Below are 26,166 nucleotides of genomic sequence, written 5' to 3' on the forward strand. Positions count from 1 at the left end.
TCAGAGGCAGGAGTGCAGGGCTTCGGCCAACTCGTCGACCCGATCGTGCTCGGCCAGCCGGGCGGTGGCGTACGCGAAGGTGTAACCCCGGCCCGGGTCGGCCCACGCGCTGCTGCCGCCGATGCCGCCCATGCCCCAGCTGCCGTCCGGCTCCCACTGCATGCCGAGCGTCCACCGGGCGACCCGGTCGAGCACCAGGTCCGGCCCGTCGTACTGGACCCGGGTCGCCTCCGCCACCAGTTCGGGGCTGACCAGGCGGACGTCGTCCAGGACACCGCCGGCCAGCAGACCGGCGTAGAGCCGGGCCAGGCCCGCGGCGGTGGCGTGCAGGTTGACCGCCGGCATCTCGGCGCCCCGCCAGAGCGGGCTGTTCAGCACGGCGAGGTCGAGCCCGCCGGCCGGGTTGCCCATCGCCCGCGCCCGCAACGAGCCCGGTTCGCCGAGCGCCCGGGTCGGCCACTGGGGGTCGCCGTAGCGCAGGTCCGCGCAGCGCCGCTGATCGGCCGCGGCCAGCCCGAAGGCGAGGTCGAGCCGCCACGGGCCGGCGATCTCCTCGGCCAGGAACCGGCCCACCGACCGGCCGTCCACCCGGCGGACCAGCTCGCCGACCAGGTGCCCGTACGTCCAGGCGTGTTCACCGGCCATCGAGCCCGGCGGCCACTCGGGGTCGCCGGCGGCCAGGTCGCCGGCGAGCAGCGCCCAGTCGGTGATCGCTGCGGCCGGCCGGGGCACCGGGAAGGCCGGCAGCCCGGCGGTGTGCGACAACACCTGGCGCACGGTCGCCGGGGCACGGAACTCCGGCCAGTGCCGCGCCACCGGCGCGTCGAGATCGACCCGCCCCTGGTCGACAAGCATCAACAGGCAGAGTGCCGCGACGGGCTTGCCCACCGAGTAGACGTTCACCAGCGTGTCCGGCCGCCACGGCTCACCGCCGGGCACGTCGGTGGTCCGCGACCCGCCGACCAGGTCGACCACCGGCTGACCGTCGTACCAGATGGCCAGACTGGCGCCGGTTTCCCGACCGCTGGTGAACAGGTCGTGGAAGCAGTCCCGGACCGGAGCGAAGCGTGCGTGCATCAGGCCACCGTAGGCGGCGCGGCCCGACGAGCACGCCGACTTTTTCGCACCCCGGTGGTCGGGGTGGGGCCGCTGGGGGATGCTGTCGGAGTGGCAGAGCCGGAGCTGGTGGATGTGGTCGTGGTCGGGCTCGGGGTCGGCGGCGAGGAGGTGGCCGGGCGGCTCGCTGAGGCCGGGCTCAGCGTCGTCGGGATCGAACGGGATCTGGTCGGTGGCGAGTGCCCGTACTGGGGCTGCATCCCGAGCAAGATGATGATCAGGGCGGCCAACGCGCTGGCCGAGGCGCGCCGGGTCGACGGGCTGGCCGGGACGGCGCAGGTCCAGCCGGACTGGGCGCCGGTGGCGAAGCGGATCCGCGAGGAGGCCACCGACAGCTGGGACGACCGGGTCGCGGTCGAGCGGTTCACCGGCAAGGGCGGCCGGTTCGTCCGGGGCAGTGGCCGCCTCGACGGGCCGGGCCGCGTCCGGGTCGGTGACCAGGTGTTCCAGGCTCGGTACGGCGTCGTGCTGGGCACCGGCACCCGACCCTCGGTGCCGCCGATCGACGGGCTGGCCGACACCCCGTACTGGACGAACCACCAGGCGATCGAGGTCGAGCAGCTACCCGAGTCGATGCTGGTGCTCGGCGGCGGCGCGATCGGCTTGGAGTTGGCCCAGGTCTTCGCCCGCTTCGGCGTCCGGGTCACGGTGGTGGAGGCGTTGGACCGGGTGCTGGCCGTCGAGGAGCCGGAGGCGTCCGAGGTGGCCGCCGCGGCGCTGCGCGCCGATGGCGTCGACATCCACACCGGGGTACGCGCCGAGCGGGTCGAGCACGACGGCAGCCGGTTCACGCTGCACGGGGTCGGCGCGGCGGAGTTCACCGCCGATCGACTGCTGGTGGTGACCGGCCGCCGGGCATACCTGGACGAGCTGGGGTTGGACACGGTCGGTGTGAACTCCACGAAGCGCTACCTGCCGGTGGACGACCGGCTGCACGTGACCGACGGCATCTGGGCGGTCGGTGACCTGACCGGCGAGGGCGCGTTCACGCACATCGCCATGTACCAGGCGGGGATCGTGGTGGCCGACGTGCTGGCCCATGCTCGGCAGGCGAATGCCGGGCCGGACGCCAGCGGGACCGCCAGCGTGGTCGGCGGCGCGATGGGCGCCTCCAATTCGCTGGCCGCCAGCGGGTCGAGCGGGTCGGCCGGCAGTGTGCCGCGCGCCGACTACCGTGCGCTGCCCCGGGTGACCTTCACCGACCCCGAGGTCGGCGCGGTCGGCCTGACCGAGCGGCAGGCCCGCGAGCGTGGCATCAACGTGCAGGTCGGCTTCACCAAGCTGGGCAGCTCCACCCGGGGCTGGATCCACCAGGTCGGCGACGAGGGCTTCATCAAGCTCATCGCGGACGCCGACGAGGGTGTGCTGGTCGGCGCGACCTCGGTCGGCCCGGCCGGCGGCGAGGTGCTCTCCGCGCTGGTCGTGGCAGTGCACGCGGCGGTGCCGCTGAGTCAGCTCCGGCACATGATCTACGCGTACCCGACCTTCCACCGCGCCATCGAGGACGCCCTCCGCAACCTGTCCTGACCCGGCCGGCAGTCGTGACAGTCGCCCCCAGGGGACGCTGCCTGCCCGCCCGAAAGAGCCTGATGTCTCAGCGACATATTGATGTCGCTGAGACATCAGGCCCACTTGCAGGCCCGGCCTCCCGAGGAAGCGCCAATCGGCGCCGACGGCACGCGGACGATCGTGCTCAGGGCGGCAAGATGCCGCAGCGAGCCAGCAAATTTTGGCGATTCTGCTGTTCATTTCTTTCATTCTGGTGACGTACGATTGCGGCCGTGACCAAGCGGTTGACTGAAGTTGCCAAGAAGGCGGGCGTCAGCGAGGCCACCGTCAGCCGGGTGCTCAACGGCCGGGACGGGGTGTCCGAGGCGACCCGGACGGCGGTGCTGACCGCACTGGACGTGCTGGGCTACGAGCGACCGACCAAGCTGCGCGGCGAGCGTGCCCGGCTGGTCGGGCTTGTACTGCCCGAGTTGCAGAACCCGATTTTCCCGGCGCTCGCCGAGGTGGTCACCGGATCCCTCGCCCAGCGCGGTTACACGCCGGCCCTCTGCGCCCGCACCATCGGCGGTGTGTCCGAGATGGACTACGTGGAGATGCTTCTCGACCACCAGGTCTCCGGGGTGATCTTCGCCGGTGGCTCGTACGCGCTTGCCGACGCCCGGCACGACCACTACCGCCGACTGACCGATCGGGGCCTTCCGGTGGTGCTGGTCAACGCCGGTGTGGACGAGTTGGGTTTCCCCCGGGTCTCCACCGACGACGCGGTGGCGGTCGAGCAGGCGTACGGGCATCTGCGGTCGCTCGGTCACGAGCGGATCGGGATGGTGCTCGGCCCGGAGGGGCACGTGCCGTCGCGCCGCAAGCTGGACGCGATGGTCCAGGCCGCCAGCTGGGGTGACGTCGAGCGGGAGTGCGTCGAGCGTTCCAGCTTCTCGATGGAGGGTGCGCGGGTCGCCGCGACCAAACTGGTCGAGCGGGGCGTGACAGGCATCATCTGCGCCAGCGACGTGCTGGCCCTGGGCACCATCCGTGCCGCCCGGCGGCTGGGTCGTTCGGTGCCGACGGACATCTCCGTGGTGGGCTTCGACGACTCGGCGTTCATGACCTGCACCGACCCGCCGTTGACCACGGTGCGGCAGCCCATCGAGACGATGGGGCAGGCCGCGGTGGACCTACTGGTCACCCAGATCGAGGGTGTCGGCGTCCTGCAGGACGAGCTGTTGTTCGAGCCGGAGCTGGTCGTTCGGGGCTCCACCGCACCCGCCCCTCGCCGCTGAGCCCTCGCACCCACGCCGCGCCGGGCCGCGCCGTCGATCATTAGCCCGACCTCCGGTTATGCCGGTCTGGTCCCCATTGGACGACGCTCGGCCGTCGACCGCTTCCGACGGTCGGCGGCCATTTTCGTTGACGCTGCAACCCCGGCGGCGCCTGCCCGAACACCGATGGTCCAAACGCTTCCAAAAGCTCCCAGAACCGGCGTGCCGCGCGCTGCTGTCTGTATCTGTCGTTGAGAAGTCGTGTCCTTTCAGAAGCAAGTCGACGTCTTGCCGAGATGAGTCGACGTCGCTACAGTGACCTCACTCACACCTGGCTCGGACGCCGTTACTGGGCGTCAGGTCGCATCACCGCAGATCAGCGAAGTTCACGGAGACACCCGTTCCCGAAGGGATGGACAGATGTCCGTACCGCAATACCGAAAGGCTGCCGCGTTAGCGCTCGTGGCCGGCCTGGGGCTCAGCCTCACGGCGTGCTCCACGAAGAGCGACGACAAGGACACGACCGCCGGCGGAAAGGTCACCATCACGGTCGACTGCCAGCCGGTCGGTGCCCAGAAAGAGCTGTTGAAGAACTGGAACGACGATGTCGCCGAGTTCCAGCGGCAGAACCCGGACATCGTCATCAAGAGCGTGAGCGTCGGCGAGCAGTGCAACAACCCGCCGGACTTCACCGCCCGCCTCGCCGGCGGCACCGTGACGGACGTGTTCTACGGGTACATGACCGATCTCCAGCAGGTGCTCGACTCCGGCCAGGCGATGGACATCTCCGCGTACGCCAACAAGGACACCATCCCCACTTGGGACAGCGTCGACCCGGCGCTCAAGGGCGTCTTCACCGACGGCGGCAAGCTCTACGCCGTACCGGTGAAGAACTACTCGATGGGCCTGGTCTACAACAAGGTCCTGTTCCAGCAGGCCGGGCTCGACGTGAACAACCCGCCGAAGACGTGGGCCGACGTCCGGGCCGCCGCCAAGAAGATCTCCGCGCTGGGCAACGGCATCGCCGGCTACTCGGAGTACAGCGCCGGCAACACCGGCGGCTGGCACTTCACCTCGCTGCTCTACTCCCAGGGTGGCCAGGTGCTCACCGAGGACGGCAAGAAGGCCGACTTCAACAACGCCATGGGCAAGCAGGTCCTGCAGAACCTCAAGGACATGCGGTACGGCGACAACAGCATGGGCGCCCGCCAGCTCCTGCAGTGGGGTGACCTGCTGACCAACGCCGGCGCGGGCAAGGTCGGCATGTTCATCGGCGCGCCGGACGCGACCCAGGCGATCGTCAGCCAGTTCCAGGGCAAGTTCCAGGACTGGGCGATGAGCCCGCTGCCCGGCCAGGACGGCGCCGCGAAGGGGACGCTCGGTGGTGGCGAGGGCTACTTCTTCAAGAAGGACCTCACCCCCGAGCAGGTCAAGGCCGGTCTGAAGTGGATCGCGTACCAGAAGCTGACCCCGGGCAAGGGCCAGTTCGACTACGTCCGGGCCAAGCCGCAGAACTACCCGGTGGGTCTGCCGCAGCCGCTGCTCTTCGCCAACGGCAGTGAGACGCAGAAGCAGGAACTCGAACTGCGTAAGGCCAACGCGAACGTCGACACGGCGAACTTCGTGCTCTTCGAGGCGACCCCGGTCCCGATCAAGGGTGAGCCGCGCAACGCACAGGCGATCTACGCGGTGCTCGACGCCGCGATGTCCGGGGTGCTGACGAACCCGAACTCGAACATCGACGCACTGCTCAAGACGGCCGAGGACAAGGTCAACCAGCTCCTGGCCGCCGAGAGCTGATCGGCAGGTGTGGGGGCCGTGGCACCGGCCCCCACACCCCGCGCCGCACCGTCCGCGTCACTGACTTGGAGTTGCCTTGGCGATCACCACCGTCCCGGAGACCCCCAGGAAACCGGGCCGCCCGACGTCGCCGTACTCGGCGGGGCCGCAGCGCACGAGCCTCGGCCGCAAGGTACGGGACAACCTCACCGGTCACGCGTTCCTGATCGGTGCCGTGCTCTGCTTCGTCGTCTTCTCCTGGTACCCGATGATCCGCGGCATCGTCATGAGCTTCCAGCGGACCCGGCGCGGTGAGACGACCTGGGTCGGCTGGGACAACTACTTCCGCATCATCGACGACCCGAGTTTCTGGACCGCCTGGAAGAACACGCTCTACTTCACGGTCCTCGCGCTCGTCCTCGGGTACGTGGTGCCGTTCTTCGTGGCGGTCCTGCTCAACGAGTTCCGCCACGCCAAGGGGTACCTGCGCATCCTGGTCTACCTGCCGGTGATGCTGCCGCCGGCCTCGGCGCTGTTCCTCTTCAAGTTCTACGCGTACGACCCCAGCGAGGCGGGGCTGTTCAACGCGATCCTGAAGGCGCTGCACCTGCCCACGTCGCAGTGGATGCAGTCGCCCGGGATGACGATGCCGGCGATGGTGCTCGCCTCGACCTGGATGAACATGGGTGGCGCGGTGCTGATCTACCTGGCGTCGTTGCAGAACATTCCCGGTGAGCTGTACGAGGCTGCCGAGCTGGACGGCGCCGGGATCTGGAAGCGGATCCGCCACGTGACGATCCCGCAGACCAGGCTGATCCTCGCGCTCCTGGCGATGCTCCAGATCGTCGCCACGATGCAGGTCTTCATCGAGCCACTGATCCTCGCCAACGGCGCGGGCGCGGAGGATTCCGCGACGTCGGTGGCGTACCTCATCTATCAGCACGGTTTCTTCCAGAACGACCTCAACGGCGCTGCGGCGCTCGGCGTGATCATGCTCGTGGTGCTGGCCGGCTTCTCCGCCGTGTACCTGCGGCTGAGCGCGAAACAGGACTAGGACGGGGCGAGGACATGGCACAGGACTCCGGCACCCGGACCCTCATCTCACACGCCCAGCTCACCCGGGGGCGCGGCAGGATCATCTACTGGGCGCTGCTCACGGTCGTCGTCGCGGGTTTCACGCTCGTCTTCCTCGGGCCGCTCTACTGGATGGTCACCGGCGCGCTCAAATCCGGCCAGGAGATCGCGCAGACCCCGCCATCGCTGTTCCCGAAGGACCCGCAGCCGCAGAACTACGTCGACGCGTGGAACAACCTGGCCCTGGCCAAGCTGCTGTTCAACACCTTCTACTACGCGGCCGGCGCGGTGCTGTTCCAACTGGTCTTCGACACCGCCGCCGCGTACTCGCTGTCGAAGCTTCGACCGATGTTCGGCAACGTCATTCTCGCCCTGATGCTGGGGACGCTGATGATTCCGGCGATGGTGCTCATCGTCCCGCAGTACGTGACCGTGATCGACCTGCCGATCGTCCACATCAACCTGCTCGACTCACCGTTCGCCATCTGGCTGCCCCTCGTCGCGAACGCATTCAACATCTTCCTGTTGAAACGGTTCTTCGACTCGATTCCCGAGGAGTTGATGGCGGCCGCGCTGATGGACGGGGCGACGTCGCTGCGCACGCTCTGGTCGATCATCCTGCCGCTGTCGCGTCCCATTCTCGGCGTGGTCTCGATCTTCGCGGTGACGGCGGTGTGGAAGGACTTCCTCTGGCCCAAGCTGGTCATGCCGTCGCCGGAGACCCGGACGGTCAGCGTGGGCATCTACGCCTTCTCCGGCGGTACGCCCATGAACGTGGTGATCGCCGCGTCGGTCATCGCCGCCATCCCGACCGTTATCGTCTTCCTGATCTTCCAGCGGAACATCATGTCCGGCCTGACCACGGGCAGCATCAAGGGGTAGCCAATCACCGCTACGTCCCGCGGCGAACAACGGTGGTTCGCCCGACACATATTCAGGTCGGCGACCCGTCGACGTACTGACGCAGAAAGCAGGTGCTCGTGTCCACAGCAGACAGCAGTCCGTGGTGGCGTGGAGCGGTTATCTACCAGGTGTATCCACGTAGCTTCGCCGACGGCAACGGCGACGGCATCGGCGACATCGCCGGCATCCGGTCCCGGCTGAACCACCTGTCCGCACTTGGCATCGACGCGATCTGGTTCAGTCCCTGGTATCCGTCGCCGATGGCTGATGCCGGCTACGACGTGTCCGACTACCGCGACATCGACCCGGTCTTCGGCTCCCTCGCCGAGGTGGAGGCGCTCATCACGGAGGCGCACGAGCTCGGCATCCGGACGATCGTCGACGTGGTGCCCAACCACTGCTCCGACGCGCACCCGTGGTTCCAGGCCGCGCTGGCCGGCGGCCCGGGAGCGCCCGAGCGGGACCTGTTCTGGTTCCGCCCCGGCCGGGGCCCGAACGGCGACGAGCGGCCCACCGACTGGGTCGGCGAGTTCGGCGGCCCGACCTGGACCCGCACCACCAACCCGGACGGGACCCCCGGCGACTGGTACCTGCACCTGTTCGCTCCGCAGCAGCCGGACTTCAACTGGGACCACCCCCGGGTGCGGGCCGAGTTCGAGGACATCCTGCGGTTCTGGTTCGACCGGGGCGTGGACGGCATCCGGATCGACTCGGCCGGGCTGCTGGTCAAGGACGGGACGCTGCCCGAGGTCCGGCCCGACCAGCCGCACCCGTTCCACGACCTCGACGGCGTGCACGACGTCTACCGGGGCTGGCGGCGGGTCGCCGACTCCTACCCCGGCGAGCGGGCGCTGATCGGTGAGGTGTGGCTGCCGGACCGGCAGCGGTTCGCCAACTACCTGCGCCCCGACGAGTTGCACGCGGCGTTCAACTTCGACTTCCTCGGCTGCGCCTGGGACGCCTCCGCCCTGCGCGAGAGCATCGACGGGACGTTGAGCGCGCACGCCCCGGTCGGCGCGCCGGCCACCTGGGTGCTCTCCAACCACGACGTCACCCGGCACGTCACCCGCTACGGCCGGGCGGACACCACGTTCAGCTTCGCCGCCAAGCGCGAGGGGATCCCCACCGACCTGGAGTTGGGCACCCGCCGGGCCCGGGCCGCCGCGCTGCTGTCGCTGTCACTGCCCGGCGCGGCCTACGTCTACCAGGGCGAGGAGCTGGGTCTCTGGGAGGTCGAGGACATCCCGTACGCGCTGCGCCAGGACCCGATGTGGGAACGCTCCGGCCGGGTCGACCCCGGTCGGGACGGCTGCCGGGTGCCGCTGCCCTGGGCCGGTGACGAGCCGCCGTTCGAGTTCAGCCCGGAGGGCGCGGCCGCTCCCTGGCTGCCGCAGCCGGCCGACTGGAAGGACCGGACGGCCCGTGCGCAGACCGGCGACGCGACCTCGATGCTGGAGCTGTACCGGACGGCGATCCGCGTCCGACGGGCCGATCCGGCGCTCGGCGACGGCGGGTTGAGCTGGTTGCCCGCCCCGGACGGTGTGCTCGCCTTCAGCCGCGGCGGTGGCTTCCGCTGCCTGGTCAACCTCTCCGACACGGCGGTGCCGCTGCCCGCCGACGGGGAGTTGCTGCTGGCCAGCGGCCCACTCGACGACGGTCTGCTGCCGTCGGACACCGCCGTCTGGCTGCGTACCCCCCAACTGGCGGACGGGCCGCACGCGGCGGACGGCGCCGCCTTGGGCTGACCTGGCCGGCTGAGGTGGCGTCGGCGGTCCCGTCCAGTCCGCCGGCACCACCCAACCGGCCCTCGCGCACCGAGAGAGGAAGGAGGAACGGGCGTACCCAGCATCCGTCATCGGGCAACGCACTTCACCCCACCCCCGAAAGAGGTGTAGCGACCCCATGTCCAGAAACGGCACCAGACGAGGTACCCCACCGACCGGCGCGGCCGGTCCCCGCTCGGCCCGGCGGCCCGTCCACCGGCGGCTGCTCGCCGGTGCGCTCGCCGGAATTCTCCTCGCCACCGCGCCGGCCCTCACCCCCGTGGCCAGCGCCGCACCGGCCGTCGACGCGTCCGCGTCCGCCGCCCGCGCGGCCCTGCTCGCCGGGCTCTCCGCCACCATGACCGCCAGCAGCTACAACCAGAACTACGTGGCGGGCAACGCCAACGACGGCAACGCGGACACCTACTGGGAGAGCGCCAACAACGCGTTCCCGCAGTGGATCCAGGCCGACCTCGGCGCCACCGTCAGCGTCGACCGGGTGGTGCTCAAACTGCCCCCGTCGTCGGCCTGGCAGACCCGTACCCAGACGTTGTCGGTGCTCGGCTCCACCAACGGCTCGTCGTTCACCACCCTGAACGCGTCCGCCGGCTACACGTTCAACCCGGCCACCGGCAACACCGCGACCGTCAGCTTCACCGCCGCGAGCACCCGCTACGTGCGGGTGCAGGTCACCGCCAACACCGGTTGGCCGGCCGCGCAGTTCTCTGAGGTCGAGGTGTACGGCGCCGCCGGCAGCCCCGACACCCAGGCGCCCAGCGTCCCCGGCAACCTGGCGTACACCCAGCCGGCCAGCGGTCAGATCCGGCTCACCTGGTCCGGGTCCACCGACAACGTCGGAGTGACCGGGTACGACATCTACGCAGGCGGCGCGCTGCGCGGCAGCGTCAACGGTTCGACGCTGACGTACACCGACAGCCAGCCGGACAGCGCCACCGTCTCGTACTACGTGCGGGCCAGGGACGCGGCCGGCAACCAATCGGCGAACAGCAACACCGTGACCCGGACCGGCACCGGCAACCCGCCGGTCGGCACCAACCTGGCGGTCGGCAAACCGATCACCGCCTCCGGGTACGTGCACACGTACGTGGCCACCAACGCCAACGACAACAACGTGGCGACCTACTGGGAGGGCAACGGCAACCCGAGCACGCTGACCGTGCAACTCGGCGCGAACGCCAGCCTCAGCCAGGTCGTGCTGAAGCTCAACCCGGATTCGGCCTGGGGTACGCGTACCCAGAACGTCACAGTGCTCGGCCGGGACCAGGGCTCGTCGACGTTCACCACGCTGGTCGGCGCGGCGAACTACACGTTCAACCCGGGCACCGGCAACACGGTGACCATCCCGGTGTCGGGCGCGGCGGCGGACGTACGGCTCTCGATCGCCTCGAACACCGGCGCCCCGGCCGGGCAGGTGGCCGAAATCCAGGTCATCGGCACCCCGGCACCGAACCCGGACCTGACCGTCACCGGCATGTCGTTCAGCCCGTCCGCGCCGGTCGAGACGAGTGCGGTCACCCTGTCGGCCACCGTGCGCAACGCCGGCTCGGCGGCCTCCGGCGCCACAAACGTTAACTTCTACCTGGGTGCGACCCGGGTCGGCACCGCGTCCGTCGGCGGTCTCGCGGCCGGCGCGTCGACGACGGTCAGCGCGAACATCGGCACCCGTGACGCGGGCAGCTATCCGCTCAGCGCGAAGGTCGACGAGAGCAACACCGTCGTCGAGCAGGACGACACCAACAACAGCTACACCAACCCCAGCCCACTGGTGGTCAGCCCGGTCGCCAGCTCCGACCTGGTCGCCTCGGCGGTCGCCTGGTCACCGGGCAACCCGGCGGCCGGCAACACGGTCACCTTCTCGGTGTCGGTGCGCAACGCCGGCAGCGTGGCATCCGCGTCCGGGGCGCACGGCATCACCCTCACCGTGCTCAACGAGTCCGGCACCGCCGTCCGCACCCTGACCGGCTCGTACTCCGGAGTGATCAACGCCGGGGCCACCGTCGGCCCGGTCAACCTGGGCACCTGGACCGCCGCGAACGGCAAGTACACCGTCCGGGTGGTGCTCGCCGCCGACGGCAACGAACTGCCGGTCAAGCAGGCCAACAACACCAGTGACCGCCCGCTGTTCGTCGGTCGCGGCGCCAACATGCCGTACGACATGTACGAGGCCGAGGACGGCGTGGTCGGCGGCGGCGCTGCTGTCGTCGGCCCGAACCGGACCGTCGGCGACGTGGCCGGCGAGGCGTCCGGCCGGCGTGCGGTGACCCTCAACTCGACCGGCAGCTACGTCGAGTGGACCACCCGGGCCAGCACCAACACGCTTGTCACCCGCTTCTCCATCCCGGACGCGCCGGGCGGCGGCGGGATCAACTCCACGCTGAACGTCTACGTCGACGGCACGTTCCACAAGGCTATCGACCTGACGTCCCGCTACGCCTGGCTGTACGGCAACGAGGCCAGCCCCGGTAACTCGCCGAGCGCGGGCGGCCCACGGCACATCTACGACGAAGCCAACATCATGCTCAACTCGACCGTCCCGGCGGGCAGCAGGATCCGCCTCCAGAAGGACCCGGCCAACACCACCACGTACGCCATCGACTTCATCAACACCGAGCAGGTGGCACCGATCGCGAACCCGGACCCGGCGCGCTACGCCACGCCGATCGGCTTCACCCACCAGGACGTGCAGAACGCCCTGGACCGGGTGCGGATGGACACCACCGGCAACCTGCTCGGGGTGTACCTGCCGGCCGGCAACTACTCCACCTCGTCGAAGTTCCAGGTGTACGGCAAGGCCGTCCAGGTGACCGGCGCCGGCCCCTGGTACACGCGGTTCAACGCCCCGTCCGGCCAGGACAACACCGACATCGGCTTCCGGGCCGAGAACTCGGCGGCCGGATCGTCGTTCAAGAACTTCGCGTACTTCGGCAACTACACCTCGCGGATCGACGGCCCGGGCAAGGTGTTCGACTTCGCCAACGTGTCGAACATCGTGATCGACAACATCTGGAACGAGCACATGGTCTGCCTCTACTGGGGCGCCAACACCGACTACATGACAATCAAGAACTCCCGGATCCGGAACATGTTCGCCGACGGCATCAACATGACCAACGGGAGCACCAACAACCTGGTCAGCAACAACGACGCACGGGCCACCGGCGACGACAGCTTCGCGCTGTTCTCGGCCATCGACGCGGGTGGCGCGGACATGCGGGACAACGTCTACGAGAACCTGACGTCGACGCTGACCTGGCGGGCCGCCGGTGTCGCCGTCTACGGCGGCTACGGCAACACGTTCCGCAACATCTACATCGCGGACACGCTTGTCTACTCCGGCATCACCATCAGCTCGCTCGACTTCGGCTACCCGATGAACGGCTTCGGCGCCAGCCCGCCGACCTGGTTCGAGAACATCTCGATCGTCCGGGCCGGTGGGCACTTCTGGGGCGGGCAGACCTTCCCGGCGATCTGGGTCTTCTCCGCCTCGAAGGTGTTCCAGGGCATCCGGGTCAGCGACGTGGACATCGTCGACCCGACCTACAGCGGCATCATGTTCCAGACCAACTACGTCGGCGGGCAGCCGCAGTTCCCGATCACCGACACGATCTTCACCAACGTCTCGATCAGTGGAGCCCGCAAGAGCGGTGACGCCTACGACGCGAAGTCCGGCTTCGCGATCTGGGCCAACCCGATGCCGGAGGCCGGGCAGGGTCCGGCCGTCGGGTCGGTCACCTTCAACAACCTGCGGCTGAGCAACAACGCGGTGGACATCCAGAACCCCACCTCGACGTTCACCATCAACCGCAACTGACCCACCCCGGTCGCCCTCAGCGGCGGCCGGTTCTCCGGGCGGTGTGGCCACTCGACAAGCGGTGGCCGCACCGCCCGGTCCGTCGTCAGTCCGGAGCGGCGCCGTGCCGGCCGGCACCGGCGGCGAACCGGGCCACGCCCGCCGCCGCGTCGGTGGCCAGCGACTCCATCCCGTACGCCAACTCCGTCGCCAGAGCCTCCGCCTCAGGCCGACCCGCGCCGGCCAGCACCGCCGCACGGTCGTTGCGCAGGCAGGTCTGCGGGTGCCGGGCGATCTCGGCCGCCAACTCCTCGGCCGCCGCCCGTGCCTGGCCCGGCGGCACCAACCGGTTGACCAACCCCATCGTGTACGCCTCGTCCGCCGGCACCGCCCGGCCGGTGAGGATCAGGTCCAGGGCACGACTCTCACCGATCAGCCGGGGCAGCCGGACCGTGCCACCGTCGATCAGCGGCACTCCCCAGCGGCGGCAGAACACCCCGAGCGTGGCGTCGGACTCGGCGACCCGCAGGTCACACCAGAGCGCCAGCTCCAGCCCGCCGGCCACCGCGTACCCGGAGATCGCCGCGATCACCGGCTTGCCCAGCACCATCCGGGTCGGACCCATCGGACCGTCACCCTCGGGCTCGACCCGGTTGCCGCTCGGCGTGCCGATCGCCTTGAGGTCGGCACCGGCGCAGAACGTGCCGCCCGATCCCCAGAGCACGGCCACCGCCGCGTCCGGGTCGGCGTCGAAGGCCCGAAAGGCGTCCGCGAGGGCCCGCGCGGTCGGCCCGTCCACCGCGTTGCGGGCCTCCGGCCGGTCCAGCACCACGGTCGTCACCGGCCCCGAACGCTCCACCCGCACACCCATCAACCCAGCATCCCCGCCCCGCCCCGCGCGGCCCCACCCCCAACCCTCGCCGATCTTGCAGTTCTGGTCGTCGTTCTGTCCGGGGTGCCCGGATTGCCGGGGCAGCAACTGCAAGATCGGCGAGGGCCTGGGTGGGGGATTGTCACTGTCGACCGGTTTGCGACCGCCATCGCCGGGAAGTCGGTACGGGTGCGAGCACTTCTGACGAGAGTTGAGCAGGCAGCCGGGCTGGACCGGACGGGCGACCGGTTGCAACGGGTGGTCCTCAGCACGCTGCGTCCGCGGCGTCTGCGGGACCTGCTGCACGGTGTGCCGCTGGGGCATCCGCTGCACCCGGCGATGGTGCAGGTGCCGGTGGGCGCGTGGATCAGCGCCGCCGTGCTGGACCTGATGCCGGGGCAACGCCGTCCGGCCACCGTGCTGGTCGGTCTGGGCACTGTCAGCGCGCTGCCCGCGGCGATCGCCGGGCTGAACGACTGGGCGGCGCTCTCCCGGGACCAGCGTCGCGTCGGCCTGGTGCACGCCGCCGCGAACACCGTCGGCGTCGGCCTCTACGCCGGCTCGTTGGCGGCGCGGCTCTCCGGGCGGAACGGCGTGGGCAAGGCCCTCGGCTTCCTCGGGCTCTCCGCCGTGAGCCTCGGGGCTTACATCGGCGGCCACCTGGCGTACAAGCAGGGCGCCCAGGTCAACCAGAGCGTGTCCGAGCTGCACCGGATGACCGACGGCTGGCACTCGCTGGTCGACATGGCGACTCTGCCGCAGCGCACGCTGATCACCCGCGAGGTGGACGACGACATCTCGGTGATCCTCTACCGCCACGGTGATGAGGTCACCGTGATGCTGGAGCGTTGCCCGCACCAGAGCGGGCCGCTCGGTGAGGGCGAGGTGCAGGAGATCGACGGCCACGCGTGCGTGGTATGCCCGTGGCACGGCAGCGCGTTCCGGCTCAACGGCGGCGAGGTCGTGCAGGGACCGTCCGGTAGCGACCAGCAGATCCTTCCCACGCGGATCCAGAACGGCGTACTCCAGACCCGCCTGCCCTGACCGGATATCGGACCGCCCGCAAGGCGGGGTGCCCGGCGTTGGGTGCCGCTGGCCGTGCCGGGGTGGGTATCCCTATTGAGCGTGATGTCGCTGAGACATATTGATGTCCCAGTGACATCACGCTCTCCGGACCGCCTGCCCCCAGCTGTCGAGTCGGTGGTCAGTCGCCGCATGTCCTACCGCGCCCACGGCGCGAGGGCAGCGCCGTTTCAGCCGCGTCGGTGTCGACCAGGTGAGTGCACGTCCGGCAGGAAGTCCAAGCCGCCATCGCCACCACCGGCAGTGCCGCCACCACCGCCACCGCCACCGCCACCGGCAGTGCCGCCACCGCCGGCAGGAGCCGTACCGCCGCCGGGCCAGCCCGCTGCCGGGGCGGGCACCGTGCCCTGTGGCGGCGGTGCGGTGGCCCCGATGGCCGCTCTCGCGCGACTGGCGGCCAGCGCGGCGCCGCCGCTGCGGGCCGTACCGCTGCCGCGGCCCGCGCTGCTGCTGGCTGCGCCGCTGCGGGCCGCGCCGCGTCGTGGTGCGCGGGTGGCCGCGGCCAGCCTGGGAACCGCACCGGCGGTGGCCGGGCGGCGTCGCAGCCCGAGCACCGCGCCGATCTGGGCGCCGACGATGCTCGCGACGGCCAGCACGGCGGACACCGCCAGCGGTCGGTTCACCCGGTCGGTGGCACCGGCCCCGGCCGCGCCGACGGTCATCGTGGGTGCCTGGCCCTTCGACTCCGTACCGCTGCGGGGTGCCGTCTCCGCCCGTTCCGGTGCGGTCCGCTCGGGCGCCGGTCGCGGTGCCGGCGGCTTGGGTGCGGCAGGTTGGCCGACGAGTTTCCCGGTGGCGTGCCGCCGAGCGCCCTGGTCGGCGGCCTCGGTGGGAAGTCGGAGCAACTGGCCGGGGCGGATGCGGTCCGGGTCGTCGAGCCGGTTCAGCGCTGCCAGCTGCCGATAGTCGGCGAACTCGTCGAGGTATCGCTCCGCCACCTCGCCGAGGTAGTCGCCTCGCGCCACCCGGTACACCGGCTCCGCCTGGTCACCCGCGTCCGCACCCGCCCCGCCGGTCCCGGTGAGCCCGAGCGGCCCGTTGCCAGCCGCCCCGACCTGGCCGCCTCCGGCGACCGCGACAGGGCCGCTGCCGGCGGTTGTGAGAGAGCTGCTGCCGGCGACCGTGAGGGTGCCGCTGCCGGTCGTCGCGGGCGGGGAGGCGGCCGAGGCAAATGAGCTGGCTGAGCCGGCGTACGCCGGGCCGGCGTAGACCGCCGCGGCGCTGGCGGCGGCCGGGCTGGCCGCGAGGATCAGCGCTACCGAACCGACCAGCGCGGCGGCGGCCTTCTGCTGGCGGCTCATCCCGGGCAGCTTCGGCGCCGGCCGGCGCAGGGTCTGCGCGCCCAGCTCGACAAGGACGGAGAAGGTGAACGTGGCCCAGCCGAACCAACCGGCCAGCGCCAGCGCCCGCAGGAAGAGTTGACCATCGTCCCGGCTGGTCAGCGCGGTGCCCACCTCGGTGAGGGTGGGCAGGTGGTCGGGCAGGGGGTTGCCGGCGAAGGCGAGCAGCGCGATCGGTGCGCCGACCACCAGAGCGCAGAGTACGACCAGCGCGCCGACGCCGGTGAGGATGCGTCCGGTCCGCCGTACCACGGACCGATCCGATGCGGACATGGCAGCCTTCCTTCCTACGGTCCTGCGGTGATGGCCCGCGCGGTCGCCTCGCCGGTGACGGTGACCCGGTCGGCGAAGCCGAACAGGCCGAGCATCGAGCGGCGGTAGGTGATCGTGACGCGTACCTGGACGACGGTCTCCCCGGCGATTCGCGGGAAGCTCACGGTGTGGCCGTTGGTGCCGGCGGCGGAGAGGTAGTTGGCGACCGCGACGCGGGCCTGCGGCTCGTCGATCCGCTTCGGCCCGCCCTCGATCGCGGTTGCCCGGTCGATGGCCTGCCCGCCCGCGCGGGCCGCCTCGGCGGCCAGGTTGTCGGCGCGTTGCAGGGTGCGCAACTGCCCGGCGCCGTCGAAGGAGAGCCCGATGATGGCCAGTACGCCGACCATCGCCACCGCCAGGAAGATGCTCACCCGGCCGTGGTCGTCCATCGGCGGGCGTACGGCTGTCGGAGCGTTCATCGTCGGCTCCGGTAGCGGTCCAGGGGGGAGGTGAAGCTCGCCTCGATGCGGTTGTCGGTCGGCATGCCGGGCAGCGCGGCGAGCCGCAGGTCCCGGAAGGACACCCGGCAGGCGACCCGGACGGTGACCGTGGCGTCCTGCCCGACGGGGCTGCGGAAGGCGTCGTCGAAGCTGGTGGCCCTGCCCGCCACCGAGCCGGTGAACGTCAGCGTCGGGGTGCCGGTGCAGGCCAGCCCTCGCCAGTCCAACTGTTGGCGGACCGCGTCACGGGCCTCGGCACGGGCGGTGCTGGCGTTCCGGGAGATCGAGGCGGCACGGGCCGCGTCGTGCGCGGCGGTGTCGATCGCCTCGGCGGCCACCGCGCTGCGCCCGGCCACGCCGGCCAGCACCATCAGCGCGATGAACGCGGGCGCGAGCACCGCCACCTCGATGGAGACCGAGCCGCGCTCGGCGGAACGCTTCACGGCGTGGTCACCCGCTCCACTGTCCCGTGGGCGGTCTGCTGCACCGCGAAGTCCACGCCCGGCACCACCGACAGGGACCGGCCGCGCACCGTGCAGGTCACGTCGACCTCGGTGGCCACACAACTCGGACCGGTCCTGTTCCAGCCCACCAGCCAGCCGCCGTTGGCGGTGAGGAACCGGGTGGCGCTGGCAGCCCCGGCACCGTCGGACGCGTCGTACAGCCGCTCGGCGTTGACCCCGCTCTGCGCGGCGTTCAACGCCGTGGAGCGGGCCAGGAAGACGGCCGCGACCTGGATCGACGCGAAGAGCAGCAGCAGGATCAGCGGCATCATCACGGCCAACTCCACCGGGTTGGCACCACGCTCCCGGTCGCCGGCCGCGAGCCGGCGCCGGACGGTGTCGACCGTCCGGCGCCAGCGCGGGAACGCGGCTCGGCGCATGCTGGTTACTGCGGGTTCCTGTTTGTCGGGATGGCGTTCATCCAGTCGTTGGCCCTCGCCAGGGCCAGGCCGGTGACGACCGTCGCGATGAAAACCAGACCAAAGATGATCACTGCGGTCGGCACCGGGCTGTCACCGCGCTCGCCGTCGCGGCGCAGCTCGGCAAGGCGCGTCGTCACCACGACGTGCAGGTAGCTGACGATGGACATGGCGTACTCCTTCTGGGGGTCGGGTCAGACACGGGCGATGAACGGATAGACGACGAAGCCGAGCAGCACGAAGACGAGCAGTGCGCCCGGAATGTCGAGCTTGCTGGTCACACCCTCGGCGCGGGCGAGGTTGTCGGTGCGGATCTGGTCGCGCAGCGAGTCGGCCCGGCTGCGCAGGGTTTCGTGCACCTGCGCGCCCTCGCTGCCGGAGGAACGCATGATCGCGCCGACGTCCCCCAGCTCCGGGATGCCGATCTTGTCGGCGAGGTCGCGCAGCTCGTCCCAGGGCGCGTGCATCTGCATCTGGGCGATCCGCAGCGACTCCTGGAGCCGGTCGAACACCCAGCCGTCGCAGACCGCGGCGGCCCGCTCCAGCGACTGCACCGGCCCGTGCGCCGCCGACAGTTGCAGGGCCACCAGGTCCAGGTACGTGCAGACGGCCTGACGGAACTCGTCCCGGGCGGCGTTCGCCTTGGCCAGCACCGACCGGTGCGCCAGCAACCCGGCGACCAGCGCCAGGCCGAGGCTGCCGAGCACCGGCATGACCAGGGGAAACGAGATGCCGAGTACGTACAGGGCGACGCTGAGCAGGGTCGGCGTGGCCAGCCCGACCAGCGCGGAGAGCAGCACCGACAGTGCGTACTGCTCGGGGGTCTGATTGATCAGGGCGAGCTGCCGGTGCGGCGGCCGCAGCCAGCGCGACAGACCGGTCAACCAGTCCAGTCGTCGGGACGCGGGCGCGGCGACCCGGTCCAGGCTGGGCGGCTGGTGCAACCGGCGCAGCGCCGGCCCGAGCGCCGGGGTCGCCGGCACCAGCTCCCGGATCACCAGGAACAGCCCCAACCCGACCGCGGCCCCGCCACACACCGCGACGGCGAGGTGCAGGTTCATGATCATGCGACCACCTCCTGCGGGTCGGGTGCCGGCAGGAACCGGGCCGGGCGCTGCGGCTGGCTCATCGAACGCACCCAGGCCAGCAGGCCGATGAAGGCAGCGCCGAGGCTGGCCATCACCAGCTGACCCGTCGGCGTGCCGTACGGCTCGATGTACTCGGTGTTGACCAACCCGTACGCCAGCGTTGCCACGGTCATGCCGGTCAGGAAGCGGACCGCGAACCGGGGCTGGGTGCGCTTGGCCTCGATCTCCCGGCGGGTGGCGACCTCCGCCGCCGCCGCGCCGGCGATCGAGCCGAGCACGTCACCGAGCCGCTCACCCCGGTCGCTGAGGTGCAGGATCAGCGCCGCCACCACCTGGTCGCAGACCGGATCGCCGATCTCGTCGGCGAACGCCAGCAACGCGGTACGCGCCGTCCAGCCGGCCTGCAACCGGGCGGCGAGCAGCCGTACCTCGTCCTCGATGCCGGGTGGCACGCTGCCGATCGTGCCGATGATCGACTGTTGGAGGCCCTGCCCGATGCCGGAGACGTCCTTGAGGCGGCGCGTCCACTCGCCGACCGCCTCGATCCGGGCGATCGCCCGCTGCTCGGCCTTTCCCACCGCGAACAGCCACGGCGTGCCCGGCACCGCCACCGCCACCAGCAGACCCACCACCGGCAGCCCGGTCAGCAGGAAGGCCAGCGCGCCGGCGACCACCGCGGCGAGCAGCAGCGCCTGATGGGCACGCTGCTCGGCGGGGTTGGTGCTGGAACCGCGCCACAGCCGGCTCAGACCCGGCCCCGATCCAGGGCCAGGGCTGGCGGCGGGCCGGCGGGTGCCCACCAGCGCGACCACGGCCAGCAGCAGTCCGGCCACACAGGCGGCCCCGGAGACCACCGCGATCAACTCCAGGCTGTTGCCCATCAGGTCACCGCCGAGCCAGTCGGGTCTGCCGGGGGCGACGCCACGCCCCGGTGCCGGCCTCGATCCACCGGGTCAGCAGCCGGACGTCGTAGCCCACCCGCAGCAACTGGTCGCGGACCCGCTCGGGTAGATGCCGGGGGACCGCGCGACCGTCCGGGCCGGGCCCGAAGACGCTGGTGGTGGTGATCCGCCCGGCCTCACCGGCCCCGATCACCTCCTCCACATGCGAGACGAACCGGTGCTTACGTCCGCCGATCGCGGTCTCGTCCTCGACGGTGACGTAGACGATCAGGTCGAGGGCGTTACCGGCCATCCGCCGGGCCTGGTCGACGGTCATCTCGCGGCCGTGCGCCAGCGCCAGCTCGACGATCCGTTCACCCACCCCGGACGCCGTACGGGCGTGGATGGTGCACATCGAGCCACGGCTGGTGGTCATCGCCTGGAGCATCGGCACGATCTCCCGGGACCGCACCTCGCCCACGATGATCCGGAGTACGCCCATCCGCAGCGAGAGCGGGATCAGGTCGGCGATCGTCACCTCGCCCGCCGGCCGGCCGTCGAAGCCGCGCTCGCCGTGCCCCTCCCGTGCCTCGAAGCTCATCACCGCCCGGTGCCGCTCCCGGCGGCGGGCCGGCAACAACTCTCGGCTCTCCTCCAGCAGCACGTACGGCTCGTCGGGCGGGATCTCGTTCATCAGCGCCCGGATGATCGTGGTCTTTCCGGCACCGGCCAGCCCGGCGACCATGATGTTCAACCCGGCGCGCATCGCCGCACGGAGGAAGTCCCGCAGCAGCGGGTCGATCATCTCGTCCAGGTCGCCCCGGGCGCCGGCCACGTCGTCCAGGCTCACGTCCAGCGTGTTGTGCTTGCGGATCACCGCGTACGGGCGGTGGCTGACCAGGAACACCGCGGCCAGCCGGCTGCCGTCGGGCAGTTGCAGGTCGAGGGTGGGCTTCACGGTCGACAGTGACCGCTCGGTCGCGCCCGCTCGGCGGGCCGCCGCCTGGAGGATCTCCACCAACTCGGCGTCGCTGTCGGCGATCGGTTCGGCCCAGTCCACCCCACCGCCGTGCCGGGTGATGCGTACCTGGTCGCAGCCGAGGATGTGCACCTCTTCGATGGTGTCGTCGACCAGCAGGGTCTGTAGCCGGCCGAGCCCGACCAGTTCGGCGGTCACCTGGTCGAGCAGCAGACGCTCGTCACCGGCGGCCATCGGTGTGCCGGCCCGGCGGACCGCGTCGGCGTACTCGGCCACCACCGCGACGGCCAACCGCGCCCGCTCGGTGTCCTCCTCGTCGACGGTGAACTCCCGGCCGCGCTGCCACAGCGTGAGGCGTTCGGTCAGTTCCCGGCGCAGCTCCCGGACCACCTGGAAATCCACCCGGGCTCGGGGTGACGGCTCCGGTGGCGGGTTGACCGCGGGCGCTGGCATCGCCGCCGGCAGTGCCTGGTGGTGCCGGCCGTTCGGCGCGGGCAGCGGCGGCGCGGTGGACGTCACGCCCGGCGGCTGCTCGCGGGGGTCGGTGGAGACCGGCTCAAACCGCATCCGGCACCCCCTGCTGCACCGGCCAGGCCAGTCGAGCCCGCCGCCGCTCCAGCAACGCGCCGACCGGCACCTCCAACCCGGCCGCCGCACGCAGCAGCGGCCGTCCGGACCGCACCGTGCCACCCAGGGCCAGCACCTGCGCGGTACGCGGATCGTGCGGCAGCCGTGCGATGACCGGCAGTTTCAACGCGCGGCTGATCTCGGTACGCCCGTGCCCGTCGCCGACCAGCAGCAGCCGCAGGGTGCCCGGCGGAACCCGGTGCTCGGCGAAGTCCCGTTCCAGGGCGGTGACCACGGCCCGCGTACCGGACAGGTCCGGCAGGTGGGCACGGGTCACCAGCAGCACCGCCGAGGCGGCCCGCAACAGCGGCCACGGTGGGCCGGTGACGTGCAGCCGACCACAGTCGACAAGCACGTCGTAGCCGGGGGTGCCGCGGTCCAGGGCGTTGAAGTAGTCCGCGAAGCGCTGCCAGAGCGGGGTGACGCTGCCGGCCTGCGCCGGGTCGACCAGGCCGGGCAGCAGCAGCCGTTCCCGGCGGGGCGCGTCCAGGTCGACCAGTTGCGACCAGAACGCCGTCTCCAGGTTGCCGTCCCGCAGCTCACCGACGGCCAACTCGCCGATTCCGCGCGGCCCGTCCAACTGGCCGCCGAGGTAGCCGGCGAGGATCGATCCGCCAGCCGGATCGCACTCGGCGAGGACCAGCCGGCGGTGCCAGGCCAGCGCGCAGGCCAACGCCGAGGTGGTCACGCCGGGCGAGCCCTTCGCGGACACCAGCGCGATGATCGCCATGCTCAGGCCGCCTCGGTCAGCACGACGGCGATCCGCTCCTGGGCTGTCAGCGCCACCACAGCGGGTACGTCCCGGACGGGAAGCGCCAGATACAGGACCCTCTCGTTGTCCGTCGGGCTGACCATGTCGATCACGGTGGCCGCGAACCGGGTGCCCACGGCGGTCGCCCCGGCGGCGTTGTCGTCCGGGGTGCTGACCAGCAGGACCTTGTCGCCGGGGTGCAACTCGCGCGCTGGCACCTGCGCGGTCTTCAGGCCGAGCGCGATCTGCTGCTGACCCGGGCCGAGCAGCGGGGCGTCGGTGACCTGCCCCAGGGTGAGCAGCGTGCCGGGGACCAGCGCCACGGCGGCGCGCTTGCCGACCACCTCGTCCAGCCGGCCGGCGGACACCGGGTTCAGCCCCTGCCCACCGGCGACCTGCACGGTGATCAGGTCGGCCGCGCTGATCTCCCGCCCCACCTCGACCGGCCGCGCCACCGCGAGGTAGCTGCCCGTCGCCCGGACCGAGGTGACCGCGAACGCGGCGCCCAACCCACCCAGGGCGATCAGGAGTACGGCAAGGCCCAGCAACCCCGGTCGAACCCGGCGCTGCCGCACCACCTTGGGCGGGCTGACCGGCGCATCCACCTGGCCGGTCCCATTGCGCGTCGCCAGACTCACCGCACACTCTCCGTTCGTGACTGCGGGGCTCGCACGACCGGCTGCCTTTTCGCGCTCACCTGGCTGTCTCCGTTCGCGACTGCGGGGCTCGCAAAACCGGCTCACTCCTCGCGCTCACCTGGTCACCACCTGAAGTTCGTTGATCTGGACCGGCACCGTGCCGCTCGTCCGGGTCTGGGAGATCGGGTCACCCTCGACGCCGCCGCCCGTCCACCAGCGCACCGTCCAGAAAGTGGTGGCGCCCACCCGATACGTACCGGCCTTCGGGTAGCCCGCGCGGTAGCCGCAGTCCGGGGAGGGTTGGCCGGCGCGCTTGCCCTTCGCGTCGTACGGGGTGCCGGGGACGGTGCAGGTGACCTTGTCGCGGTTGCCCATGTCCCAGACGATCCGGTCAACCTTCGCCTCGATGGTGACGGTCAGCCCACGGTCGGACGCGGAAGCCCGCAGCGGCCCGAAGTAGCTGGCGCTCGGCGTGGCCCACATCCACACCGGCAGGCCGACCAGGCCGGGGCCGATGTCCTTGCGGGGTGCCACCTTGAGTCGCGCGGGCAGCAGCTTGATCGACGCGAGCGCCCGTCGGGCCAGTTCCTCCGGGTCCGGCGGCGCGCCGAAGCCGGGCGGCGGTGCGCTGCGCAGCACCACGTCCTGGGCCCCGAGGTCGCCGCCGTTGCAGGTCTGCACGTACCACTGCTGACCCTCGGGTGCCTCGTCCTGCGGCTGGGCGAGCTTGTAGTAGCAACCGCTGCCGTTGTCGAACCAGCCGAGCACCTCGTGGTAGCAGGGGATGGTTCGACCGCCCCACTGGCAGACGCCGCCGCCCCCGCCGCCGCCGGAGTCTCCGCCGCCGTTGTCCCCGCCACCACCGGGGCCGCCCGGCGTGCCGGGTTCGTCGTCCCAGACGTTGCAGTCCGGCTGGCCGGGCGGGCACTCCACGCCGGGCCCGGCGCGCCGGGCGGCGGCGGCCGGCAAGGTCGCGCCGACCACCAGCAGCAGCGCCAGGCCGATCCCGGCGAGCGCCCGGTGGGGCACCCCGAACCCGGCGGTACGGGCCGGGGTGCCCCTTCCTCCCCAGGTCAGCACGGCTGGTCCTGGTGCGCCGCGCCGGAGTTGATCAGCCATCGACCGTCGGGATAACGGGTGGCGGTGGCGGTGGCGAGGTGTCTACCGCCACCGCTACCGGGGACGACCCGTTGGTCCTTGGCGTAGACCAGGCGGTAGCCGGTCGTGTCCAGGCAGTCCTGGATGTCCACGGTGGCCGGCTTCGCGTCCAGGCTGACGGCGGTCACGGTCGGGTCGGACTTCAACGTCCCGGTACGCATCGCGCCATGCTCCTTGGCCTCGAGAATGGACAATTGGACCCGGGTCAGCAGCGGATCAGCGAGAAATCGGGACAGTTCCGGCGCCTGCGGATCGCTGCGCCGACTCGCCGTGCGCGAGGCCGCGAGATAACCGGCGTACGCGTCGAGCGCCGCCCTTTCGGCCGTCCGCCGATCGGCGTCCGAAACCGCTCGTCGGTCCTCGCCTCGTGCCGCCGTGGGTCGTTCGACGGTTTCCCGTCCGCTGCCGCAGGCGGCGACCGGCACCGCTGCCGCGACCACCAGCAGGCAGATTGCCGCTCTGCTGAGCTGCCGTCCGCGCACCGTCGAGCCCTCCTCGTGATCGCCCGGTGCGGCTCGGGGTCACCGCTGCCGGGCTGCGGAAGCGCAACCCGGATCAGCCCATCCGGAACCGTTCAGCGCGCTTCTGCATTCACCGTTATGGATCTTTTACAAATGCAGGGCCCCGTGATGTTTGTCGTCGAGGTGAGGCTTGCGTCACACCCAAGGGGCGAGCATAAGCTCACGTTCGCCGATGCAACAGAGGCAATTCAACTGAACACTCTGCGTAATGATGGGTGGTGGTGACGAGTGGCCGCGTTGCGTTGTGAGCGGTGGCCGACCGGAGGGCCGGCAATGGTCGGATCTCGCCGGGCCGGATCGGACCGCGAGCACCCCTCCGGCGGCCTCGGGAGTGGGACATCGCGCCCTCATCCCGGCATCCGGGCGGGGTCGGCGGTCGATCGACGAGTTGTGCCGCCCGGCTTGCTGGCCGGTGTCGACCCGGCCGGCGGCTCTGTCGGTCGGCCGGGCGTCAAGGTCGTTTTCCGCGCCATCCGCGACACCAGAGCGATCGTTCAGTCACGATCCGTGTTCGCCTTCGTGGGGGATGTCGACCCGTCGGTGGGATCGACATGGCGCTGACCGGCCCCCCGATGGCCGCACCAGGTCAGCAGGACCCACCCGACCGGAGCCCGACCGACTGGTTCTCGGCCGTCCTGGCCGCCCTGACGGTCAGCCCGCTGCTGCGGTTGGCCGCCCTGCGCTACGCCGTACCGCCGGGCATCGCCGATCGGACCGGCTGCGACGCCTGCGGCGCGCCGGTCGGGCTGGCCCGGCCCTGGCCGGCGCTCGGCCCGGCTGGCCGCTGCGGTCGCTGCCCGGCCCGGGTCGGCCCCCCGCCCGGCACGGTGGAGGTGGTCGCGCTCGCCGCGGTGGCGCTGCTGGTGCTGGTCGGTCCGGGCGGCGGGGCGTTGCCGGCGCTGGCCTGGTGGCTCGGGTGGACGATCCCGGCGGTGTTCGTCGACCTGGCCGCGCACCGGTTACCCGACCGACTCACGCTGCCGGCGGCGGCCGGGACGTGGCTGCTGCTCGGCGCGGCTGCGCTCGTCAATGCCGATCCGGGGCCCTGGCTGAGGGCCGTCAGCGCCGGCGCGGGGCTGGCGCTGCTCTTCGCCGGCAGCACACTGGTGCTCGGCCGGCGTGGCTTCGGGCTCGGCGACGCCAAACTGGCGCTCAGTGTGGGTGCGCTGCTCGGCTGGTACGGCTGGCCTGTCCTGGTGCTCGGGCTGCTGCTCGCGTTCGGGCTGTCCGCACTGGTCAGCGTGGGTTTGTTGGTCGCCCGACGGGTCCGGTGGTCCACCCACCTGCCGTTCGGCCCGTTCCTGTTGCTCGGCACGGCGGGCGCCCTCCTGCTGGCCACCTGAC

Annotated in this window: 22 protein-coding genes and 1 pseudogene; 9 read left to right on the forward strand and 14 right to left on the reverse strand. The window is 71.2% G+C overall.

The genetic code is table 11. The features are described 5' to 3' along the window. A complete protein-coding gene (locus ABZ808_RS10895; RefSeq protein ID WP_357003632.1) occupies nt 1–1,077 on the reverse strand; it encodes a serine hydrolase domain-containing protein in 1,077 nt (358 codons plus the stop codon). A gap of 90 nt (nt 1,078–1,167) precedes the next feature. On the opposite strand from ABZ808_RS10895, the gene ABZ808_RS10900 reads away from it, so the two are divergent. The 7 genes from ABZ808_RS10900 to ABZ808_RS10930 all read left to right on the forward strand — a co-directional run bounded on the left by ABZ808_RS10900 (nt 1,168) and on the right by ABZ808_RS10930 (nt 13,232). Beyond that, entirely contained in the window at nt 1,168–2,643 is a 1,476-nt protein-coding gene (locus tag ABZ808_RS10900; protein ID WP_357003635.1) for an FAD-dependent oxidoreductase, read from the forward strand. Nucleotides 2,644–2,897: 254 nt separating this feature from the next. Then, entirely contained in the window at nt 2,898–3,902 is a 1,005-nt protein-coding gene (locus ABZ808_RS10905) for a LacI family DNA-binding transcriptional regulator (RefSeq protein WP_357003638.1), read from the forward strand. A 399-nt stretch (nt 3,903–4,301) separates the two neighbouring features. After that, complete coding sequence (locus ABZ808_RS10910; RefSeq protein ID WP_357003641.1) at nt 4,302–5,681, forward strand: extracellular solute-binding protein; 1,380 nt, start codon at nt 4,302–4,304, stop codon at nt 5,679–5,681. A gap of 76 nt (nt 5,682–5,757) precedes the next feature. Continuing rightward, nucleotides 5,758–6,714, forward strand: coding sequence for a sugar ABC transporter permease (locus ABZ808_RS10915; RefSeq protein ID WP_357003646.1), 957 nt, complete (start codon nt 5,758–5,760; stop codon nt 6,712–6,714). Between the two features lie 14 nt (nt 6,715–6,728). Continuing rightward, nucleotides 6,729–7,616 carry a carbohydrate ABC transporter permease gene (locus tag ABZ808_RS10920; RefSeq protein ID WP_357003649.1) on the forward strand — a complete coding sequence of 296 codons (888 nt, stop codon included), beginning with the start codon at nt 6,729–6,731 and terminating at the stop codon, nt 7,614–7,616. 149 nt (nt 7,617–7,765) lie between these two features. Beyond that, complete coding sequence (locus tag ABZ808_RS10925; RefSeq protein WP_357003652.1) at nt 7,766–9,382, forward strand: glycoside hydrolase family 13 protein; 1,617 nt, start codon at nt 7,766–7,768, stop codon at nt 9,380–9,382. Between the two features lie 157 nt (nt 9,383–9,539). After that, entirely contained in the window at nt 9,540–13,232 is a 3,693-nt protein-coding gene (locus ABZ808_RS10930) for a discoidin domain-containing protein (RefSeq protein WP_357003654.1), read from the forward strand. A gap of 85 nt (nt 13,233–13,317) precedes the next feature. Here the strand turns inward: ABZ808_RS10930 and ABZ808_RS10935 are convergent, their stop codons facing one another. Then, nucleotides 13,318–14,082, reverse strand: coding sequence for a crotonase/enoyl-CoA hydratase family protein (locus tag ABZ808_RS10935; protein WP_357003656.1), 765 nt, complete (start codon nt 14,080–14,082; stop codon nt 13,318–13,320). A gap of 189 nt (nt 14,083–14,271) precedes the next feature. On the opposite strand from ABZ808_RS10935, the gene ABZ808_RS10940 reads away from it, so the two are divergent. Further along, nucleotides 14,272–15,126, forward strand: coding sequence for a DUF2231 domain-containing protein (locus tag ABZ808_RS10940; RefSeq protein ID WP_357003659.1), 855 nt, complete (start codon nt 14,272–14,274; stop codon nt 15,124–15,126). Between the two features lie 563 nt (nt 15,127–15,689). Here ABZ808_RS10940 and ABZ808_RS10945 read toward each other — a convergent pair. From ABZ808_RS10945 to ABZ808_RS11000, 12 genes and pseudogenes are all read right to left on the reverse strand, one after another. Next, a pseudogene (locus ABZ808_RS10945) lies at nt 15,690–16,778 on the reverse strand (LysM domain-containing protein); the annotation flags it as partial. A gap of 14 nt (nt 16,779–16,792) precedes the next feature. After that, the gene (locus ABZ808_RS10950; RefSeq protein WP_357003662.1) at nt 16,793–17,236 is read right to left on the reverse strand and encodes a pilus assembly protein TadG-related protein; all 444 of its coding nucleotides are present in this window, start codon (nt 17,234–17,236) and stop codon (nt 16,793–16,795) included. Further along, entirely contained in the window at nt 17,233–17,700 is a 468-nt protein-coding gene (locus tag ABZ808_RS10955) for a TadE/TadG family type IV pilus assembly protein (protein WP_357003665.1), read from the reverse strand. The genes ABZ808_RS10950 and ABZ808_RS10955 overlap by 4 nt, the downstream gene beginning before the upstream one ends. Then, nucleotides 17,697–18,140 carry a TadE family protein gene (locus tag ABZ808_RS10960; protein WP_357003668.1) on the reverse strand — a complete coding sequence of 148 codons (444 nt, stop codon included), beginning with the start codon at nt 18,138–18,140 and terminating at the stop codon, nt 17,697–17,699. Before ABZ808_RS10960 ends, ABZ808_RS10955 begins: the two co-directional genes overlap by 4 nt. Nucleotides 18,141–18,145: 5 nt before the next feature. Further along, entirely contained in the window at nt 18,146–18,349 is a 204-nt protein-coding gene (locus ABZ808_RS10965; protein ID WP_357003670.1) for a hypothetical protein, read from the reverse strand. Between the two features lie 24 nt (nt 18,350–18,373). Then, a complete protein-coding gene (locus ABZ808_RS10970) occupies nt 18,374–19,246 on the reverse strand; it encodes a type II secretion system F family protein (protein WP_357003673.1) in 873 nt (290 codons plus the stop codon). Beyond that, entirely contained in the window at nt 19,243–20,148 is a 906-nt protein-coding gene (locus ABZ808_RS10975) for a type II secretion system F family protein (RefSeq protein ID WP_357003676.1), read from the reverse strand. Before ABZ808_RS10975 ends, ABZ808_RS10970 begins: the two co-directional genes overlap by 4 nt. A gap of 4 nt (nt 20,149–20,152) precedes the next feature. Further along, nucleotides 20,153–21,694 (reverse strand): CpaF/VirB11 family protein, encoded by a 1,542-nt coding sequence (locus ABZ808_RS10980; protein WP_357003678.1) that lies wholly within the window; start codon nt 21,692–21,694, stop codon nt 20,153–20,155. Beyond that, the gene (locus ABZ808_RS10985; protein ID WP_357003681.1) at nt 21,684–22,484 is read right to left on the reverse strand and encodes a ParA family protein; all 801 of its coding nucleotides are present in this window, start codon (nt 22,482–22,484) and stop codon (nt 21,684–21,686) included. The genes ABZ808_RS10980 and ABZ808_RS10985 overlap by 11 nt, the downstream gene beginning before the upstream one ends. Nucleotides 22,485–22,486: 2 nt before the next feature. Continuing rightward, nucleotides 22,487–23,143, reverse strand: a complete 657-nt coding sequence (locus ABZ808_RS10990; protein ID WP_357003685.1) for an SAF domain-containing protein — start codon at nt 23,141–23,143, stop codon at nt 22,487–22,489. Nucleotides 23,144–23,257: 114 nt separating this feature from the next. Beyond that, complete coding sequence (locus ABZ808_RS10995; protein ID WP_357003688.1) at nt 23,258–24,262, reverse strand: hypothetical protein; 1,005 nt, start codon at nt 24,260–24,262, stop codon at nt 23,258–23,260. After that, nucleotides 24,217–24,747 (reverse strand): hypothetical protein, encoded by a 531-nt coding sequence (locus tag ABZ808_RS11000; RefSeq protein ID WP_357004816.1) that lies wholly within the window; start codon nt 24,745–24,747, stop codon nt 24,217–24,219. The genes ABZ808_RS10995 and ABZ808_RS11000 overlap by 46 nt, the downstream gene beginning before the upstream one ends. A 647-nt stretch (nt 24,748–25,394) precedes the next feature. On the opposite strand from ABZ808_RS11000, the gene ABZ808_RS11005 reads away from it, so the two are divergent. After that, on the forward strand, nt 25,395–26,165 hold the full coding sequence (locus tag ABZ808_RS11005; RefSeq protein WP_357004819.1) for an A24 family peptidase: 771 nt from the start codon (nt 25,395–25,397) through the stop codon (nt 26,163–26,165). Nucleotide 26,166: the final 1 nt, after the last annotated feature.

This window comes from Micromonospora sp. NPDC047527, from assembly GCF_040643015.1.
GTDB lineage: Bacteria > Actinomycetota > Actinomycetes > Mycobacteriales > Micromonosporaceae > Micromonospora.

What these genes read in the sequence shown, in the direction of transcription:
- ABZ808_RS10970 (WP_357003673.1), bottom strand. Translation starts at nt 19,246, where the DNA reads ATGATCATGAACCTGCACCTCGCCGTCGCGGTGTGTGGCGGGGCCGCG.
- ABZ808_RS10920 (WP_357003649.1), top strand. Translation starts at nt 6,729, where the DNA reads ATGGCACAGGACTCCGGCACCCGGACCCTCATCTCACACGCCCAGCTC.
- ABZ808_RS10960 (WP_357003668.1), bottom strand. Translation starts at nt 18,140, where the DNA reads ATGCGCCGAGCCGCGTTCCCGCGCTGGCGCCGGACGGTCGACACCGTC.
- ABZ808_RS10895 (WP_357003632.1), bottom strand. Translation starts at nt 1,077, where the DNA reads ATGCACGCACGCTTCGCTCCGGTCCGGGACTGCTTCCACGACCTGTTC.
- ABZ808_RS10935 (WP_357003656.1), bottom strand. Translation starts at nt 14,082, where the DNA reads ATGGGTGTGCGGGTGGAGCGTTCGGGGCCGGTGACGACCGTGGTGCTG.
- ABZ808_RS10995 (WP_357003688.1), bottom strand. Translation starts at nt 24,262, where the DNA reads ATGGCTGATCAACTCCGGCGCGGCGCACCAGGACCAGCCGTGCTGACC.
- ABZ808_RS10950 (WP_357003662.1), bottom strand. Translation starts at nt 17,236, where the DNA reads ATGAACGCTCCGACAGCCGTACGCCCGCCGATGGACGACCACGGCCGG.
- ABZ808_RS10965 (WP_357003670.1), bottom strand. Translation starts at nt 18,349, where the DNA reads ATGTCCATCGTCAGCTACCTGCACGTCGTGGTGACGACGCGCCTTGCC.
- ABZ808_RS11005 (WP_357004819.1), top strand. Translation starts at nt 25,395, where the DNA reads ATGGCCGCACCAGGTCAGCAGGACCCACCCGACCGGAGCCCGACCGAC.
- ABZ808_RS10975 (WP_357003676.1), bottom strand. Translation starts at nt 20,148, where the DNA reads ATGGGCAACAGCCTGGAGTTGATCGCGGTGGTCTCCGGGGCCGCCTGT.
- ABZ808_RS10980 (WP_357003678.1), bottom strand. Translation starts at nt 21,694, where the DNA reads ATGCGGTTTGAGCCGGTCTCCACCGACCCCCGCGAGCAGCCGCCGGGC.
- ABZ808_RS10930 (WP_357003654.1), top strand. Translation starts at nt 9,540, where the DNA reads ATGTCCAGAAACGGCACCAGACGAGGTACCCCACCGACCGGCGCGGCC.
- ABZ808_RS10910 (WP_357003641.1), top strand. Translation starts at nt 4,302, where the DNA reads ATGTCCGTACCGCAATACCGAAAGGCTGCCGCGTTAGCGCTCGTGGCC.
- ABZ808_RS10985 (WP_357003681.1), bottom strand. Translation starts at nt 22,484, where the DNA reads ATGGCGATCATCGCGCTGGTGTCCGCGAAGGGCTCGCCCGGCGTGACC.